The organism is Polynucleobacter sp. UB-Piko-W3 (assembly GCF_018881635.1).
GTDB lineage: Bacteria > Pseudomonadota > Gammaproteobacteria > Burkholderiales > Burkholderiaceae > Polynucleobacter.
Genome location: NZ_JACVPY010000004.1, coordinates 40546 through 55714 on the forward strand (window position 1 = coordinate 40546; position 15169 = coordinate 55714).

Below are 15169 nucleotides of genomic sequence, written 5' to 3' on the forward strand. Positions count from 1 at the left end.
GGGCCTCAATCTAGATAAAGATAGCGAGATCATTGGATATGAATAGTTACAAAAGAATCACTCAGTATTTAGTGGCATGTTTGCTACTGATCTCTAGCGCGGTATTTGCGCAAGCTCCTGACCAAGCTACAGCTCCTGATGCACTTATTAAGATGGTGGTATCTGATGTTATGGCCTCTGTAAAGTCAGATCCAGATATTCAAAAAGGCAATATTCCAAAGATTGTTGATTTGGTTGAGAAGAAAATTGTTCCCTATACCGATATGCGACGCACTACCGAAATGGCAATGGGACCCAATTGGAAGAAAGCCACTCCTGAACAGCAAAATCAATTGGTGCTGGAGTTCAAAAACTTATTGATTCGGACATATTCTGGTGCTCTTAGTCAGCTGCGTGATCAGACGGTGCAATTTAAGGCGCTGCGTGCTGCTCCAGATGACAAAGAAGTTGTTGTTAAAACCGTCGTTCTTGGTCGTGGAGACCCGGTGCCATTAGATTACCGTCTCGAGAAAACAGACAAGGGCTGGAAAGTCTACGATATGAACATCATGGGCGTTTGGTTAGTTGAGGCGTATCGCAATCAATTCTCAAATCAGATTAGTCAAAATGGAATTGATGGTCTAGTGAAGTTCTTGCAAGACCGCAATAAGCAGCTGGCTAATGCTAAACCAGCAAATTAATAACCTAGATATTTGACGATGACCTTTTCTTTGCCCAAGACAGTTACGCAGGCAAATGCTCTGCAGCTTGAAAAAGAAGGCTCGTTAAATCTAGCTGACTTAAGAGTTATTGACTGCTCTTCGCTAAAAGATTTTGATTCAACAGTGTTAACCGTTCTATTGGAGTGGCAAAAAAGACTCCAAGTTGAGGGTCATTCCCTTTCTGTAGAGCATGCTCCAGAAAAGTTAAAAGTACTAGCTAGTGTTTATGGTGTATCTGCATTGCTAGGTTTGTAATCGCATGCAAGCTGCAATTTCAATTCAAAATATATCTAAGCATTACGGGGCACTTCAGGCTCTAGATGATATTTGTTTGACTATTGAGCCTGGTGAATTTTTTGGCTTACTTGGCCCTAATGGCGCTGGCAAAACTACCCTCATTTCTATCTTGGCTGGCTTGGTTACCCCAAGCAAAGGTCATGTAGCAATTATGGGTGCCGATGTGCAAAAGACATTTCGTGAAGCGCGTCGTATGTTGGGGGTTGTGCCTCAAGAGTTAGTCTTTGATCCTTTTTTCACTGTTCGTGAAACCTTACGTTTTCAATCGGGCTACTTTGGCATTCGAAATAATGATGCATGGGTTGACGAGATCATGGCTAACCTTGATCTCACATCTAAAGCAGATAGCAATATGCGATCTTTATCTGGTGGTATGAAGCGCCGAGTATTGGTTGCTCAAGCTTTGGTGCATAGGCCTCCAGTCATTATTTTGGATGAGCCCACTGCTGGCGTAGACGTAGAGTTACGCCAGTCTTTATGGCAGTTTATTAGCCGCTTGAATCAAGATGGCCATACGATTGTCTTGACGACGCATTACTTGGAAGAGGCCGAAGCCTTATGTCAGCGCATTGCTATGCTCAAGCAAGGCAAGATTGTTGCTTTAGATACCACCGCCAATCTTTTGGCTCGTCATGGTTCGGTCAAAAAAGATGGCGAAGGTAAGACGGATTTAGAAGAGGTGTTTGTCAACATCATGTCCGGAGACAATTCATGAAGCATGGACTGAGTAGGCCACCCTTAGAGTACGGTAGTGGTTTCCCAACATTGTTGCGTAAAGAAGTATTACGTTTTTACAAGGTGGGGTTTCAGACCGTAGCTGCCCCAGTATTAACAGCTGTTTTGTATCTCATGATTTTTGGTCACGTTCTTGAAGGTAGAGAAGTCTATGGCCGTTTAAGTTACACGGCGTTCTTGATACCGGGGTTAGTCATGATGAGCGTTTTGCAAAATGCTTTTGCAAATACCTCCTCATCTTTAATCCAGTCCAAGGTCACGGGCAATTTAGTCTTTGTTTTGCTTGCCCCCTTGAGCCATTTTGAATTCTATGCAGCCTATATTTTGGCGGCCGTATTTCGTGGCGTAGTGGTGGGCTTCGGTGTACTGTTAATCACATCTTGGTACGGCTTGCCTGCAATAGATTACCCATTGTGGATTTTAACTTTTGCATTCTTTGGCGCCGCTATTTTAGGAAGCTTGGGTTTGATTGCGGGCATCTGGGCCGATAAATACGATCAACTTGCTGCCTTTCAGAACTTTGTCATTATGCCGGCCACCATGTTGTCGGGTGTTTTCTACTCGATCCATTCGCTGCCTTCAGCATGGCAAGTGGTATCACATTTCAACCCATTTTTTTATATGATTGATGGCTTCCGCTATGGCTTCTTTGGAGTTTCTGATATTTCCCCATGGAATAGTTTGGCAATCGTGGTTTGTTTCTTTATTGTGGTTTCCGTGATCGCTTTGCGCTTGTTACAAAAGGGCTATAAGCTCCGTCATTAATCATTGAAGTTCTATAGGAGAGAAGTATGTTTCCAACCCCAGAGCAAATTGAGGGCTACATTAAGCAGGGAATTACCTGTACCCATATTCAGGTAGAGGGTGATGGCCAGCATTTTTATGCAACGATTGTGAGCCCAGACTTTGAAGGCAAGCGTTTAGTGCAACGCCATCAATTGGTCTATGGCGCAATGGGTGATCGGATGAAAGCAGAAGTACATGCTTTATCGATTAAGGCATTTACACCGCAAGAGTTTGCTCAAAACCCTGCAGCTTAATAATACTCACTAGCTATCACTACTAACAGCACTGCAGAAGTCTTTACTGGAATCGTTTCATGGATAAATTAAGAATGGTTGGCGGCACTCCTCTTAAAGGTGAGGTAGTCATTGCAGGAGCCAAAAACGCAGCCTTGCCAATTCTTTGCGCATGCTTACTGACGGATCAACCAGTGGTGTTGCGCAATGTTCCGGATTTACAGGACGTGCGCACAATGCTCAAGCTCTTGCAAGAAATTGGTGTAACCATTCATTTTCCAGATGCGAGTGATCGTAGTCATTTAATACTGAACGCGGCAGTGATTAAGAGTTCAGAAGCAACGTACGAGATGGTGAAAACCATGCGCGCCTCCATTTTAGTTTTAGGCCCACTACTAGCCAGAATGCATAGCGCCAAGGTTTCATTGCCGGGTGGGTGCGCCATTGGTGCTCGCCCCGTAGATCAGCACATCAAAGGCTTGAAAGCCATGGGCGCGAGCATCAAGATTACGAGTGGTTATATCCAGGCAGAAACTAAGCCACCAAACGATCGCCTTAAAGGTGCATCAATTGTGACTGACATGATCACGGTAACGGGCACTGAGAATTTATTGATGGCCGCCACCTTGGCATCAGGTACTACGATTCTGGAGAATGCTGCACGCGAACCAGAGGTTGGTGATCTTGCTGAGTTATTGGTGAAGATGGGCGCAAAGATTTCTGGTATTGGTAGTGATCGTTTAGTTATCGAAGGTGTTGAAAAACTTCATGGCGCTGAGCATACAGTGATACCTGACCGTATTGAGGCGGGCACTTTCTTGTGTGCAGTTGCTGCGGCTGGTGGTGAAGTGCTTGTGAAGTATTGTCGACCCGATACTTTAGATGCGGTGATAGCCAAACTAAAAGAGGCTGGCTTGCAAATGGAAGTGGGTCCAGACTGGATTAATGCCTCTATGCAGACTCGTCCAAAGGCGGTAAGTTTTCGCACTTCTGAGTACCCGGCTTTTCCGACGGATATGCAGGCCCAATTGATGGCAGTCAATGCGGTAGCGGGCGGTAGTTCAACAATTACTGAAACGATCTTTGAGAATCGTTTTATGCACGTTCAAGAGTTAAATCGCTTGGGTGCTGATATCGCAATCGAAGGAAATACTGCCATCGCGCAGGGCGTTGAAAAACTCTCAGGCGCCATCGTGATGGCTACGGATTTACGCGCTTCCGCTAGTTTGGTCATTGCTGGCTTGGCAGCTCAAGGTGAAACCCAGGTTGACCGGATCTACCATTTAGATCGAGGCTATGACCGCATGGAGCATAAATTGACGCTTTTAGGCGCAAAGATTGAGCGCATAAAGTAAGCCTGATGGATAATTAGTCCATGAAATTGACTTTGGCCCTCTCTAAAGGGCGCATCTTCGAAGAGACTGCAGAGATCTTATCCAAGATCGGTATTGTGCCGAAGGAAGATCCTGAAAAATCACGCAAACTCATTATTGAGACCTCTAATCCGGATGTGCGCTTAATTATTGTGCGCGCCTCGGACGTCCCTACCTATGTTCAATTTGGTGGCGCTGATTTCGGCGTAGCTGGTTTAGATGTACTCATGGAAAAAGGGACTGATGGTCTTTATGTTCCCTATGATCTCAATATTGCGAAGTGCCGTATGTCGGTTGCGGTGCGTGAAGGCTTTGACTATGCGGCAGCAGTTAAACAAGGCTCTCGTTTAAAAGTTGCTACAAAGTACGTTAATTGTGCACGTGAGCACTTTGCTAACAAGGGCGTACACATCGATACGATCCATCTCTATGGCTCTATGGAGTTAGCGCCACTGGTAGGCTTGGCCGATGCCATTGTGGATTTAGTTTCTACTGGCAATACGCTAAAGGCGAATGGTTTAGTTGAAGTTGAGCCCATTGCTGATATCAGTGCGCGTCTAGTAGTGAACCAAGCTTCATACAAGCGGAAGCGTGCTCAGCTGCAACCAATTTTTGAGTTGCTGAAGTAAAGCGCAACCTGACTTCTCACTCAAATGTCTGCACAAATCATAATCAAGCGCCTCAAGAGTCAGGATGCGGGTTTCAAAGAAATCCTACTCTCTAGCCTTTCGTTACCTTTGGCCGATGATGATGCGATTGAGGCTACTGTTGCTAAGATTCTCTTGGCGGTCAAGGAAAAGGGTGATGAAGCTGTCTTGGGATTCACCAAACAATTTGACCGTTTAAATGTCGCTAGCGTTTCTGAGTTGGAAATTCCCCGAAAAGATTTAGAGCAAGCTTACAAATCTCTATCCAATGTACAAAAGAGCGCATTAGACATCGCCACACAACGCGTTCGTGCGTATCACGAGAAGCAAAAGATTGAAGCGGGCTGCCACTCTTGGGAATATGAAGAGGCAGACGGTACGCGCTTAGGTCAAAAAGTGACACCACTAGATCGTGTTGGAATTTATGTGCCTGGTGGTAAGGCTGCTTATCCATCTTCTGTGCTCATGAATGCCATCCCTGCTAAGGTGGCTGGTGTTGAGCAAGTCATCATGGTTGTACCAACTCCAGATGGTGCACGTAACCCACTAGTTTTGGCTGCGGCCTACTTAGCTGGTGTGGATCGTGTCTTTACGATCGGCGGTTCACAAGCAGTTGGCGCCCTAGCTTATGGAACGAAGACCATTCCATCGGTAGATAAGATTGTTGGCCCGGGTAATGCTTATGTGGCTGCTGCTAAGCGCAGGGTATTTGGCATTGTCGGCATTGACATGATTGCGGGCCCATCTGAAATCTTGGTACTGTGTGATGGCACAAGTAACCCCGACTGGGTTGCCATGGACCTGTTTTCTCAAGCGGAGCACGATGAGCAGGCTCAATCGATTTTGCTTTGTCCTGATGCTGCATTTATCGAGCAAGTGCAAGCCAGTATTAATAAGCTACTACCTGAGATGCCAAGAGCTAAAGTCATTGAAGCATCTTTGACTAATCGCGCCTTATTGATCCAGGTGAAAGATATGAGTGAAGCCTGTGAGATCGCTAATGCGATCGCTGCAGAGCACTTAGAGATTTGCGCCGCTGATCCACGCAAGTGGGCAGGAAAAATTCGTCATGCAGGCGCGATCTTCATGGGCAACTACACAAGTGAGTCCCTTGGGGACTACTGTGCTGGACCGAACCACGTTTTGCCAACGGCCCGCACTGCACGTTTCTCATCACCATTGGGCGTGTATGACTTTATTAAGCGTTCGAGCATGATTGAAGTAAGTGAAGCTGGCGCACAAATCCTAGGTGCAGTAGCAAGTACGCTTGCACACGGTGAGGGCTTACAAGCCCATGCACGCGCCGCTGAAATGCGCTTGAAGAAATAATTCAGAAGTAATCTAAAAATAAATCTAAGCTAGGATTTCTTTTAAAGCGGCGACAAGTTCGCCGCTTTGTTCGTTTGTGCCAATCGTAATGCGCAGGAATTCTTCAATACGCGGCAACTTGAAGTGGCGCACGATGATGCCGCGATCTCGTAATGCTTGATAGATCTTTGCACCGGCATGTTGGGGGTGGCGAGTAAAGATAAAGTTTGCAGTTGAAGGCAGTGTTTCAAAACCTAGGGTATTCAGGTCATCGACTAATTTGCTGCGCGTCTGCATTACTTTTGCAGAGCTCTGTTCAAGATGGGCTTGATCCTCAATGGCAGCGATTGCACCTGCTTGCGCAAGACGTCCTAGGGGGTAAGAGTTAAAACTATTTTTTACTCGCTCTAACCCTTCAATCAATGCAGGGTGGCCAACCGCAAAACCAACGCGCAAACCAGCAAGCGCTCTTGATTTTGAGAGTGTATGAACAACAAGAAGATTTTCCGGGCAGTCAGAACCACGCAATAGCGGAATGCAAGACTCTGTACCGTAATCTACATACGCCTCATCAATGACTAATACTGAGTCTTTGTTTTGAGAAAGTAAGGATTCGATTTCTGAGCGGGTGATAGATCTACCTGTTGGTGCATTTGGGTTGGGGAAAATAATTCCGCCATTAGGTGTTTTGTAATCGGCCAGATTGATTTCAAATTCTTTTCCAAGCGGCACTACTTTGTAGTCAATTCCGAAAAGCTTGCAGTAGACAGGATAGAAGCTATAAGTGATATCTGGAAAGTGAACTGGCTTGTTCTGTTTAAGTAGGCCAGCAAAAACATGGGCGAGTACTTCATCTGAGCCATTGCCTATAAAAACTTGTTTTGGATCTAGGCCATGCAGCTTGGCAATAGCTTGTTTGAGTGCAGTACCTTCTGGATCAGGGTACAGACGCAAGCCTTCATTATTTTGACCATCAATGGCTGCGAGGGCTTTGGGCGAGGGACCGTAAGGGCTCTCGTTGGTGTTGAGCTTTACCAACCGCTGCATTTGCGGTTGCTCCCCAGGCGTATAAGGGGTTAGGGTTTGAACGACAGGGCTCCAAAAACGGCTCATTAGGGTACTCAGCTTAAAAATCAGAAAGAAAGTGCAGCAATATCTGTATTTAAAAATCTTCTAGGAATGATATTATGAGGCTTCACTCAACACTTCGCCTCGCGGCGCAATGAAATGCGGCAAGCCGACGTTATCCGAAACACTTCGGAAACCAAAATTCAAATTTCCATCAATTTAGATGGTACTGGTAAGGCTGAGCTGGCCTCTGGCGTCCCTTTTCTAGACCATATGCTTGATCAGATTGCCCGTCACGGCATGATTGACCTCAAAGTAGTGGCCAATGGGGATACCCATATTGATGATCATCACACCGTAGAAGATGTTGGAATTACCTTGGGCCAAGCTTTTGCTAAGGCGGTTGGCGATAAAGCGGGTATTACCCGTTACGGTCACTCCTATGTACCTTTGGATGAAACCCTTTCACGCGTTGTCATTGATTTCTCTGGCCGCCCAGGGTTGGAATTCAATGTTCCATTTACTCGCGCACGAGTGGGCGACTTTGATGTTGATCTCAGCATTGAGTTCTTCCGTGGTTTTGTGAATCACGCTGGAGTGACTTTGCACATCGACAACCTGCGCGGTATTAATGCACACCATCAGATTGAGACTGTGTTCAAGGCTTTTGGCCGTGCTTTACGTATGGCTCTGGCGATTGACCCACGGGCCTCTGGTGCCGTTCCTTCAACTAAAGGCAGTCTCTAATTTAGACAACCTAGTTGCTCTGTAGACCACAGCGAAAGATAAGCTAAATTGGCGCAAACTATTGCGATCGTTGATTATGGAATGGGTAATTTACGTTCCGTATATCAAGCATTTCATCATGTAGCTCCAGATGACAATGTATTGATTGCGCACAAGCCCGAAGAAATTCTTTCTGCAAATCGGGTTGTCTTGCCCGGCCAAGGCGCGATGCCCGATTGCATGAAGCATCTTGCAGAATCTGGTTTGTTAGAGGCGCTCTTAGAGGCATCCAAAAATAAACCCCTACTTGGAGTATGTGTAGGTGAGCAGATGCTTTTTGATCAAAGCGCTGAAGTGCGCGCAACAGAAAAGAATTTATGGACACCCTGTTTGGGCTTAATTTCAGGGGAGGTTCGTCGTTTTGAGTTGGCAGGCAAAAAACAGCCCGATGGCTCTGCTTTTAAGGTCCCCCATATGGGCTGGAACCAGGTGCGCCAAGACTCCAAACACCCTCTATGGAGAGGTATTCCTGATTTAACGAGCTTTTATTTTGTCCACAGTTACTATGTTGTGCCGCAACGCAAAGAAGATATTGCGGGCTCTACAGAGTATGGAGATTGGTTTACTTCTGCAGTGGCACGAGATAATATTTTCGCTACACAATTTCATCCTGAAAAAAGTGCAGAATACGGATTAAAGCTTTATCAAAATTTTGTTTCTTGGCAACCTTAAAACTTTTAAACTTTAGATATGCTGCTGATTCCTGCAATTGATCTCAAAGACGGTCACTGTGTTCGACTTGAACAAGGTGATATGGACAAAGCCACGGTTTTCTCTGAAGATCCTGGCGCGATGGCCGCGCACTGGATTAGTAAAGGCGCGCGCCGCTTACATTTAGTGGATCTCAATGGCGCATTCGCGGGCAAGCTCAAGAATGAATCTGCCATCAAATCGATTCTCAAAGCAGTTGGTGATGAGATTCCGGTTCAACTAGGCGGTGGTATTCGTGACCTGGAAACCATTGAGCGTTTATTAGATGACGGTATCAGTACTGTGATTATTGGAACGGCTGCAGTAAAAAATCCGGGCTTTGTACAAGATGCCTGCACTGCATTTCCTGGTCATGTCATGGTGGGCTTGGATGCTCGCGATGGTAAGGTGGCTACGGATGGCTGGAGCAAGATTACCGGTCATGAAGTCATTGATCTTGCTAAAAAGTTTGAAGATTGGGGTGTTGAAGCAATCATCTATACCGATATTGGGCGTGATGGGATGCTAAAGGGCGTCAACATTGATGCCACTATCAAGCTGGCTCAGGCGATTCGTATTCCGGTAATTGCCAGTGGCGGTCTCTCAAACAACAAAGACATCGAAGCACTCTGCAAAGCAGAAGAAGAGGGTGTGATGGGAGTCATTGCTGGCAGATCTATCTACGCTGGAGATCTTGATCTTTCCGCAGCTCAAAAGTATGCGGATGAGTTAACGCTGAAGTACATGAAGAAAATTCTCTAGTGCTAACTAAGCGAATTATTCCTTGTCTTGATGTCACTGCAGGACGGGTTGTAAAGGGTGTTAACTTTGTAGGCTTGCGCGATGCAGGTGATCCTGTAGAAATCGCTAAGCGTTATGACACCCAAGGCGCTGACGAGCTTACATTCTTAGATATCACTGCTACATCCGATGGCCGTGATCTCATTTTGCACATCATTGAAGATGTTGCCTCACAAGTTTTTATTCCTTTAACGGTTGGCGGTGGTGTGCGTGCTGTTGCTGATGTGCGTCGCCTACTCAATGCTGGCGCAGATAAAGTCAGTATGAATTCTTCTGCAGTAGCTAATCCCGATTTAGTTTCCGATGCTGCAGCCTATTACGGATCTCAATGCATTGTGGTAGCGATTGATGCTAAGCAAACTCTTGCCGGAAACTGGGAAGTATTTACTCATGGTGGCAGAACAGCTACAGGCATTGATGTCGTGCAGTGGGCCAGTGAAGTTGCTAAACGCGGCGCTGGTGAAATTTTACTGACCAGCATGAATCGCGATGGTAGCAAAGATGGTTTTGACTTGGCTTTAACGGCAGCCGTGAGCGATGCAGTCTCGGTACCGGTGATTGCATCTGGCGGTGTTGGCAATCTCCAGCATTTAGTCGATGGTATTACCAAGGGGCATGCCGATGCCGTATTAGCGGCTAGTATTTTTCACTATGGCGAGTACACCGTGGGGCAGGCAAAAGAATATATGGCTGCCCAAGGAATTCCGGTTCGGATTTAGCGAGAGCTCTTAGGCGCTGATCGCCATATGAGCGATAAAAGCAGAGCGATTTTCTCCAGCTGATTTAGCCTTGGCATCCAACCTTGCCAATACTCTTTTTGGTAAAGAGATATTTACTCTTTCAATATCGTCTGATAGCAACGCCGGGTCAATCTGAGCAATTGCCCAAATATATCCCTTGAACTCTTTCTTCTTCTGTAGATTAGTAATAGGGCTAGGCTTTGGTATATCTTCACCGGCATCTAATGCTGCTTCAACCCAAAGTTCAATCGCTTCTTTGGCATTTTCAATTGCCTCATCAATTCCGCTATCAGCCGCTGAGAAGCAACCAGGTAAGTCAGGAACGATTACGCCCCACGCTAACTTATCTCCACCAGGTTCAATTGCAATTGGATATTTCATGATGATTCCTTTATTTCATTCCTACTTGTTTCAGTAGCTTTTGAACTAACCCAATCCCTAAATCCTTTTTGGGGTGAGGAACAGTGATATGCCCAGCTTTATGGGGGTGATTAAAAACATGATGAGAGCCTTTTGAGCCCCGCAACACCCATCCATCTTTTTCTAATGCCTTAATGAGTTCTTTGCTATTCATTCCCACATTATAAATTCTATACACATCATACACACAAATTGGGTAAGTGTCCATGAGGTGCGGCGGGTCATTAAAGCAGGCTCTGACAACTATTTATTTGGTTTGGTCTTAACAATTCTGTCAAAATTGAGTCAATGTCAGATATAAATAAAAATCCTCAAGACCAAGCCTTAGTAGATGCTGTGACCTGGAGCGAACAGGGTCTTGTGCCTGTGATTACGCAGGAGGCGAGTAGCGGCGATGTATTGATGATGGCCTGGATGAATCGTGATGCCCTTTTAGAAACCATTCGTTTAGGCGAAGCAGTCTACTGGACGCGTTCACGACAAAAGCTATGGCATAAAGGTGAAGAATCTGGGCATACCCAAAAGGTGAAAGAGATTCGTTTGGATTGTGATGGCGATACGATTTTGCTCATGGTTGAGCAAAAGGATGGAATCGCCTGTCATACTGGTGAGCACAGCTGCTTCTTTAAACAGTGGGACTCAGCCAAGGCCACTTGGGTTGATCAGTCGAGTCCTAAAAAATAAACAAGCTCAAGCTCTTTGCTTTAAAGACATAAAATGAACCAATGACTAGTTCAACTAATAAACCTACTAATTTGGATTCTGCATTTGCGCATTTAGCTGATGTGGTAGATCAACGACGTGATGCATTTAAGGCAGGTCAAGCCGATCCCAAGACTTCGTATACCGCCTTACTCTTTTCTAAGGGTGATGATGGAATTCTGAAGAAGATTGGCGAAGAGGCAACCGAGGCAGTCATGGCCGCTAAGGATGCTCGTAGCTCTAACTTGGCTGCCGAGCAGCAAAAGCTGCTAGTAGCTGAAATGGCAGATCTTTGGTTTCATTGCTTGATTGCCTTGTCGCAATTTAACTTGCGTCCTGAAGATGTGATTGCAGAGCTAGATCGCCGCTTGGGCACCTCAGGAATCGAAGAAAAGGCCGCCAGAAAAGCGTCTGGCCAGGAATAAACACCTATGTTGCACGATCCGAATTGCCTGTTTTGCAAGATTTCACAAGGTTTGATCCCATCCCAGAAGGTCTATGAGGATGAGGAAATCTATGCATTTAAAGACATCAATCCCGCCGCGCCAGTACATTTTTTAATGATTCCCAAGAAACATATCCCCATGCTGGCATCCGTAGAAAGCATTGATGCCCCTTTGCTGGGTAGAATGATGGAATTAGCACCGCGTCTTGCTAAAGAGCAAGGTTGCCGTCCTGGTCAGGATGGCGGCTTTCGCTTAATGGTGAATAATGGTGCGGATGGAGGGCAGGAGGTTTATCACTTGCATTTGCATGTGATGGGCGGTCCGCGTCCCTGGAAAAAATAATCCAAGGAGATTCAAAATGGGCTCATTTAGCATTTGGCATTGGTTAATTGTTTTGGTCATCGTGATGTTGGTATTTGGTACCAAGAAATTGCGCAATATTGGCCAAGATTTGGGTGGCGCTGTAAAAGGTTTCAAAGATGGCATGAAGCCGGGCGAAGAACCTAAAGAGCAAATCCAGCAAGCTGCTACTGCAACAGAAAAAACTGTTGATGTGCAAGCTAAAGACGTTAACAAGTGATTTTTGATAGCGCAATAGAAATCCACGTGGTTTTAGAAGACTGTTTAAATGATTGATCTTGGGGTTTCAAAACTTGCGCTCATTGCAGTAGTTGCTTTGATCGTTGTAGGTCCAGAGCGCCTGCCAAAAATTGCTCGCATGGCGGGCAACTTGTTTGGTCGTGCACAACGCTATATGGCTGACATTAAATCTGAAGTGAATCGTCAGATGGAAGTTGAGGAATTTAAAAAGTTCCGTGAAGAAAGTGCTTCCGCCCTTAAAGAAGTTGAAAATAGTATTCATTCAACGGTTCAAGAGGCCAATACAAATCTGAGTGATCAAGCTGATATTTTTGAAACCAGTTTTGAGAAGTTACCTGTTGATGAGAGAGCGGTGTGGGATAAGACCAAGCGCCAAGGCCGCAGTAGTTGGGGTGTTAGACGGGCAGCCAGACCCATTTGGTTTAAACGTTCAGCGGGTGTGCGCACACGTGTTCAATCGGGCGCTGCCAGAATGAAACGTTTTCATCACAGCGCCATCAAATAAATAGAACAAGAATAAAAATACTTTCGCATGTCAGAAAATAATTCCACTGAAGATTCAGGATTGCAAGAATCTTTCCTCTCGCATTTATTTGAGTTGCGTGATCGTGTTATCAAGTCTGCTTTAGCAATTATTGTTGTATTCGTTTGCTTGGTTTATTGGGCACCCGATATTTTTCATTTGTTTTCACAGCCCTTACTAGATTCATTGCCAGCGGGTGGCAAGATGATCGTCACGGATGTCACTGGTTCATTTTTTGTGCCCATGAAAGTGACCATGCTAGTAGCATTCATCATTGCATTGCCAATGGTGATATATCAATTGTGGGCCTTTATTGCACCAGGCTTATATATGCATGAGCGCAAATTAATTGTGCCTTTAGTGGTGAGTAGCTATAGCCTATTCATTTTCGGTATGGCTTTTGCTTACTTCTTAGTATTTCCAACAGTATTTAATTTCATGGCTAGCTATAACGCACCACTAGGTGCTGAGATGTCTACGGATATCGATAAATACCTGAGTTTTGCCATGAATACTTTTTTGGCCTTTGGTATTACTTTTGAAGTGCCCGTTGTGGTGGTTGTCTTGGTGAGGATGGGCATCGTACCTTTAGCTAAGCTGAGAGAGATTCGCCCCTATGTAATTGTCGGCGCCTTTGTAATCTCAGCAGTCGTTACTCCGCCCGATGTGCTTTCACAATTACTGTTGGCTATACCGATGACGCTGCTTTATGAATTGGGACTATTTATTGCCCGTTTTTATATCCCCAAGCCTGCTGATGATGAGGCTAATAAAGAAGATCAAACTAGCTCAGCATCAGTCTGATTTTTAGTGCCCCGAGAAAAAGTATCAGTTAGCCAATTGCTCACTCGATCAAAGCGGTATCGTCGTTGACGTAGGTTACCTTCGATATTTGCGTCAGAACCAGCGAACACTTTACCCGCAGCCAATAGGGCGCGCCGTTGCTGAATCGTTTCAATCTGAATCAATCTCGGTAAAATTTTCGGCAGCTCCCAGCGAATATCCACTACTACACAGTGTTCATGTTGAAGTTGACCAACTTCGCATAGCAGTAATTCTGATTTGCTGAAGTTAAATTGATTGGCAATGACGATACGATGACAGAGTAATAGCCAATCTTCATCTAATTTATATTCAGCATGATGATTAATGGCGCGTTCAGCATATTGGGCTAATTCAAGCCGCTCATTTGATTTGGGGTTAGGACAACTCTCTAAGATTTTGCCAAGTAATTCTTTTGCCTCCGCCACATCTTGCTGATGCGCTTGCCATACCCAATAAGAGGCTTGCAGACCACGAACTTTTTCTTCAGACTTTTCTCGCTTACGCCAAAGATTAGCGCCTTTGCGAAGTTGGGCCTGTGCATGCCCTAGGTCAGCAGCCCGATCAAAGCAACGATCACTCTCTGCGGCGTTGTATCCAGAAAATTGCGGACGACGATAAATCTCACCAAGCGCATACCATGCATCACGGTCACCATCTTTAGCGGCAAGCTCTAACCAATGCGCTGCTTTTTTGAGAGAGGCATTTGATTTACTATCACTCCCATCTAGTTGAGCAAGACGTAAACCTAATGTGAGTTTGGCCAATGTCAGACCTAGCTCTGCTGCCTGAAGTAGAGCCTCTTCATTTTTATTTGTGAGCCAGGTATTCCATAAGGAGGAAAGGGCTTCATTTTTTGGCTGCAGCTTGATTAATAATTCTTTAGCAGAGGTGGTGAATGGCGAATCTATTTCAGAGAGTTCTTTCAAGTATTCCCGAGCCAGTTTTTGAAGCCCAGCGAAATCCAGACCCGCAACTTTTTCAAGTGAAGGTGGAGTTATCTTTTTCTCTAACCAATCGACCAGCTGAGATTGAGTTTCTTGATAAGCTGGGTTCACTAAAAGATTGGCGAGTTGCCACTTGGCTGCAAGGCTTGATTCATCCTGAATATTTTTTTCTGCCAACTCCCAAAACGAACTCCAACCAAAGCCAAAAGCAGGGGAATTGAAGGTCTCCACGAGAGGGATGCTAGCCACTTGATCTAAAAGGCCGGAAATTTCCTGTGGGATTGAGTCGATTTCCTCAAGTCTTTGATTTGTAATAGAAAAAAAGGATTTTTCGAGCCAAATTAAGGCGTTGGTGGGCTGAATTGGGGTTTTAAATGCCCCCGTCATGTAGGCCTGTGCTAATTTTTGTTGCGCCAATACATCACCTAAACGGGCAGAACTGAGGATTTTTAAGAATTCGCGACTTGCCATATGACAATTTTGTCATCTGAGGGCCTGAAAAGACAGAAAACAAAGGCCTTGTTGCCGAGATACAACGAAGAAA

Annotated in this window: 22 protein-coding genes; 18 read left to right on the forward strand and 4 right to left on the reverse strand. The window is 45.3% G+C overall.

The features are described 5' to 3' along the window. Positions 1-38 precede the first annotated feature (38 nt). Genes ICN31_RS09540 through hisD form a run of 8 tightly spaced genes read left to right on the forward strand, consistent with a single transcriptional unit; the run spans position 39 to position 6101 of the window. Complete coding sequence (locus tag ICN31_RS09540; protein ID WP_088525647.1) at positions 39-680, forward strand: phospholipid-binding protein MlaC; 642 nt, start codon at positions 39-41, stop codon at positions 678-680. Positions 681-698: 18 nt separating this feature from the next. Then, positions 699-956, forward strand: coding sequence for a lipid asymmetry maintenance protein MlaB (locus tag ICN31_RS09545; protein ID WP_088525648.1), 258 nt, complete (start codon positions 699-701; stop codon positions 954-956). Between the two features lie 4 nt (positions 957-960). Continuing rightward, the gene (locus ICN31_RS09550; RefSeq protein ID WP_216260950.1) at positions 961-1713 is read left to right on the forward strand and encodes an ABC transporter ATP-binding protein; all 753 of its coding nucleotides are present in this window, start codon (positions 961-963) and stop codon (positions 1711-1713) included. Beyond that, positions 1710-2498 (forward strand): ABC transporter permease, encoded by a 789-nt coding sequence (locus ICN31_RS09555; protein ID WP_216260952.1) that lies wholly within the window; start codon positions 1710-1712, stop codon positions 2496-2498. Before ICN31_RS09550 ends, ICN31_RS09555 begins: the two co-directional genes overlap by 4 nt. A 26-nt stretch (positions 2499-2524) precedes the next feature. Further along, positions 2525-2773: a BolA family protein gene (locus tag ICN31_RS09560; RefSeq protein ID WP_088525651.1), complete on the forward strand. Its 249-nt coding sequence runs from the start codon at positions 2525-2527 to the stop codon at positions 2771-2773. Positions 2774-2832: 59 nt separating this feature from the next. Then, positions 2833-4107: a UDP-N-acetylglucosamine 1-carboxyvinyltransferase gene (murA, locus tag ICN31_RS09565; RefSeq protein ID WP_216260954.1), complete on the forward strand. Its 1275-nt coding sequence runs from the start codon at positions 2833-2835 to the stop codon at positions 4105-4107. A gap of 20 nt (positions 4108-4127) precedes the next feature. Continuing rightward, positions 4128-4754 carry an ATP phosphoribosyltransferase gene (gene hisG / locus ICN31_RS09570; RefSeq protein ID WP_088525653.1) on the forward strand — a complete coding sequence of 209 codons (627 nt, stop codon included), beginning with the start codon at positions 4128-4130 and terminating at the stop codon, positions 4752-4754. A 24-nt stretch (positions 4755-4778) separates the two neighbouring features. After that, the gene (gene hisD / locus ICN31_RS09575; protein WP_216260956.1) at positions 4779-6101 is read left to right on the forward strand and encodes a histidinol dehydrogenase; all 1323 of its coding nucleotides are present in this window, start codon (positions 4779-4781) and stop codon (positions 6099-6101) included. Positions 6102-6125: 24 nt separating this feature from the next. Here hisD and hisC read toward each other — a convergent pair whose 3' ends face one another. Next, complete coding sequence (gene hisC, locus ICN31_RS09580; protein WP_216260958.1) at positions 6126-7193, reverse strand: histidinol-phosphate transaminase; 1068 nt, start codon at positions 7191-7193, stop codon at positions 6126-6128. Between the two features lie 114 nt (positions 7194-7307). Between hisC and hisB the strand changes: the two genes are divergently transcribed. Genes hisB through hisF form a run of 4 tightly spaced genes read left to right on the forward strand, consistent with a single transcriptional unit; the run spans position 7308 to position 10144 of the window. Beyond that, positions 7308-7895, forward strand: coding sequence for an imidazoleglycerol-phosphate dehydratase HisB (hisB, locus tag ICN31_RS09585; protein WP_088525656.1), 588 nt, complete (start codon positions 7308-7310; stop codon positions 7893-7895). Positions 7896-7943: 48 nt separating this feature from the next. Continuing rightward, on the forward strand, positions 7944-8606 hold the full coding sequence (hisH, locus tag ICN31_RS09590) for an imidazole glycerol phosphate synthase subunit HisH (RefSeq protein ID WP_216260961.1): 663 nt from the start codon (positions 7944-7946) through the stop codon (positions 8604-8606). Between the two features lie 18 nt (positions 8607-8624). Next, positions 8625-9386, forward strand: coding sequence for a 1-(5-phosphoribosyl)-5-[(5-phosphoribosylamino)methylideneamino]imidazole-4-carboxamide isomerase (hisA, locus tag ICN31_RS09595; protein ID WP_216260963.1), 762 nt, complete (start codon positions 8625-8627; stop codon positions 9384-9386). Next, positions 9386-10144: an imidazole glycerol phosphate synthase subunit HisF gene (hisF, locus tag ICN31_RS09600; protein WP_216260965.1), complete on the forward strand. Its 759-nt coding sequence runs from the start codon at positions 9386-9388 to the stop codon at positions 10142-10144. Before hisA ends, hisF begins: the two co-directional genes overlap by 1 nt. A gap of 9 nt (positions 10145-10153) precedes the next feature. Here hisF and ICN31_RS09605 read toward each other — a convergent pair whose 3' ends face one another. Then, a complete protein-coding gene (locus ICN31_RS09605; protein WP_216260967.1) occupies positions 10154-10546 on the reverse strand; it encodes a type II toxin-antitoxin system HicB family antitoxin in 393 nt (130 codons plus the stop codon). Between the two features lie 10 nt (positions 10547-10556). After that, positions 10557-10739 (reverse strand): type II toxin-antitoxin system HicA family toxin, encoded by a 183-nt coding sequence (locus ICN31_RS09610; RefSeq protein WP_216260969.1) that lies wholly within the window; start codon positions 10737-10739, stop codon positions 10557-10559. A gap of 134 nt (positions 10740-10873) precedes the next feature. Here ICN31_RS09610 and hisI point away from each other — a divergent pair, with 134 nt between their 5' ends. From hisI to tatC, 6 genes are read left to right on the forward strand one after another with little or no spacing between them, the layout of a single operon-like run. Further along, on the forward strand, positions 10874-11269 hold the full coding sequence (gene hisI, locus ICN31_RS09615) for a phosphoribosyl-AMP cyclohydrolase (RefSeq protein WP_216260971.1): 396 nt from the start codon (positions 10874-10876) through the stop codon (positions 11267-11269). A gap of 41 nt (positions 11270-11310) precedes the next feature. Beyond that, positions 11311-11712, forward strand: a complete 402-nt coding sequence (locus tag ICN31_RS09620) for a phosphoribosyl-ATP diphosphatase (RefSeq protein ID WP_216260973.1) — start codon at positions 11311-11313, stop codon at positions 11710-11712. 6 nt (positions 11713-11718) lie between these two features. Then, complete coding sequence (locus ICN31_RS09625) at positions 11719-12075, forward strand: histidine triad nucleotide-binding protein (protein ID WP_216260975.1); 357 nt, start codon at positions 11719-11721, stop codon at positions 12073-12075. A gap of 16 nt (positions 12076-12091) precedes the next feature. Next, on the forward strand, positions 12092-12313 hold the full coding sequence (gene tatA / locus ICN31_RS09630) for a Sec-independent protein translocase subunit TatA (RefSeq protein WP_216260977.1): 222 nt from the start codon (positions 12092-12094) through the stop codon (positions 12311-12313). 48 nt (positions 12314-12361) lie between these two features. Continuing rightward, positions 12362-12838, forward strand: a complete 477-nt coding sequence (gene tatB, locus ICN31_RS09635) for a Sec-independent protein translocase protein TatB (protein WP_088525666.1) — start codon at positions 12362-12364, stop codon at positions 12836-12838. A gap of 27 nt (positions 12839-12865) precedes the next feature. Continuing rightward, positions 12866-13660 carry a twin-arginine translocase subunit TatC gene (gene tatC, locus ICN31_RS09640; RefSeq protein ID WP_088525667.1) on the forward strand — a complete coding sequence of 265 codons (795 nt, stop codon included), beginning with the start codon at positions 12866-12868 and terminating at the stop codon, positions 13658-13660. Here the strand turns inward: tatC and ICN31_RS09645 are convergent. Next, positions 13636-15096, reverse strand: a complete 1461-nt coding sequence (locus ICN31_RS09645) for a tetratricopeptide repeat protein (protein WP_216260980.1) — start codon at positions 15094-15096, stop codon at positions 13636-13638. The two genes, tatC and ICN31_RS09645, sit on opposite strands and share 25 nt — an antisense overlap. Positions 15097-15169 lie beyond the last annotated feature (73 nt).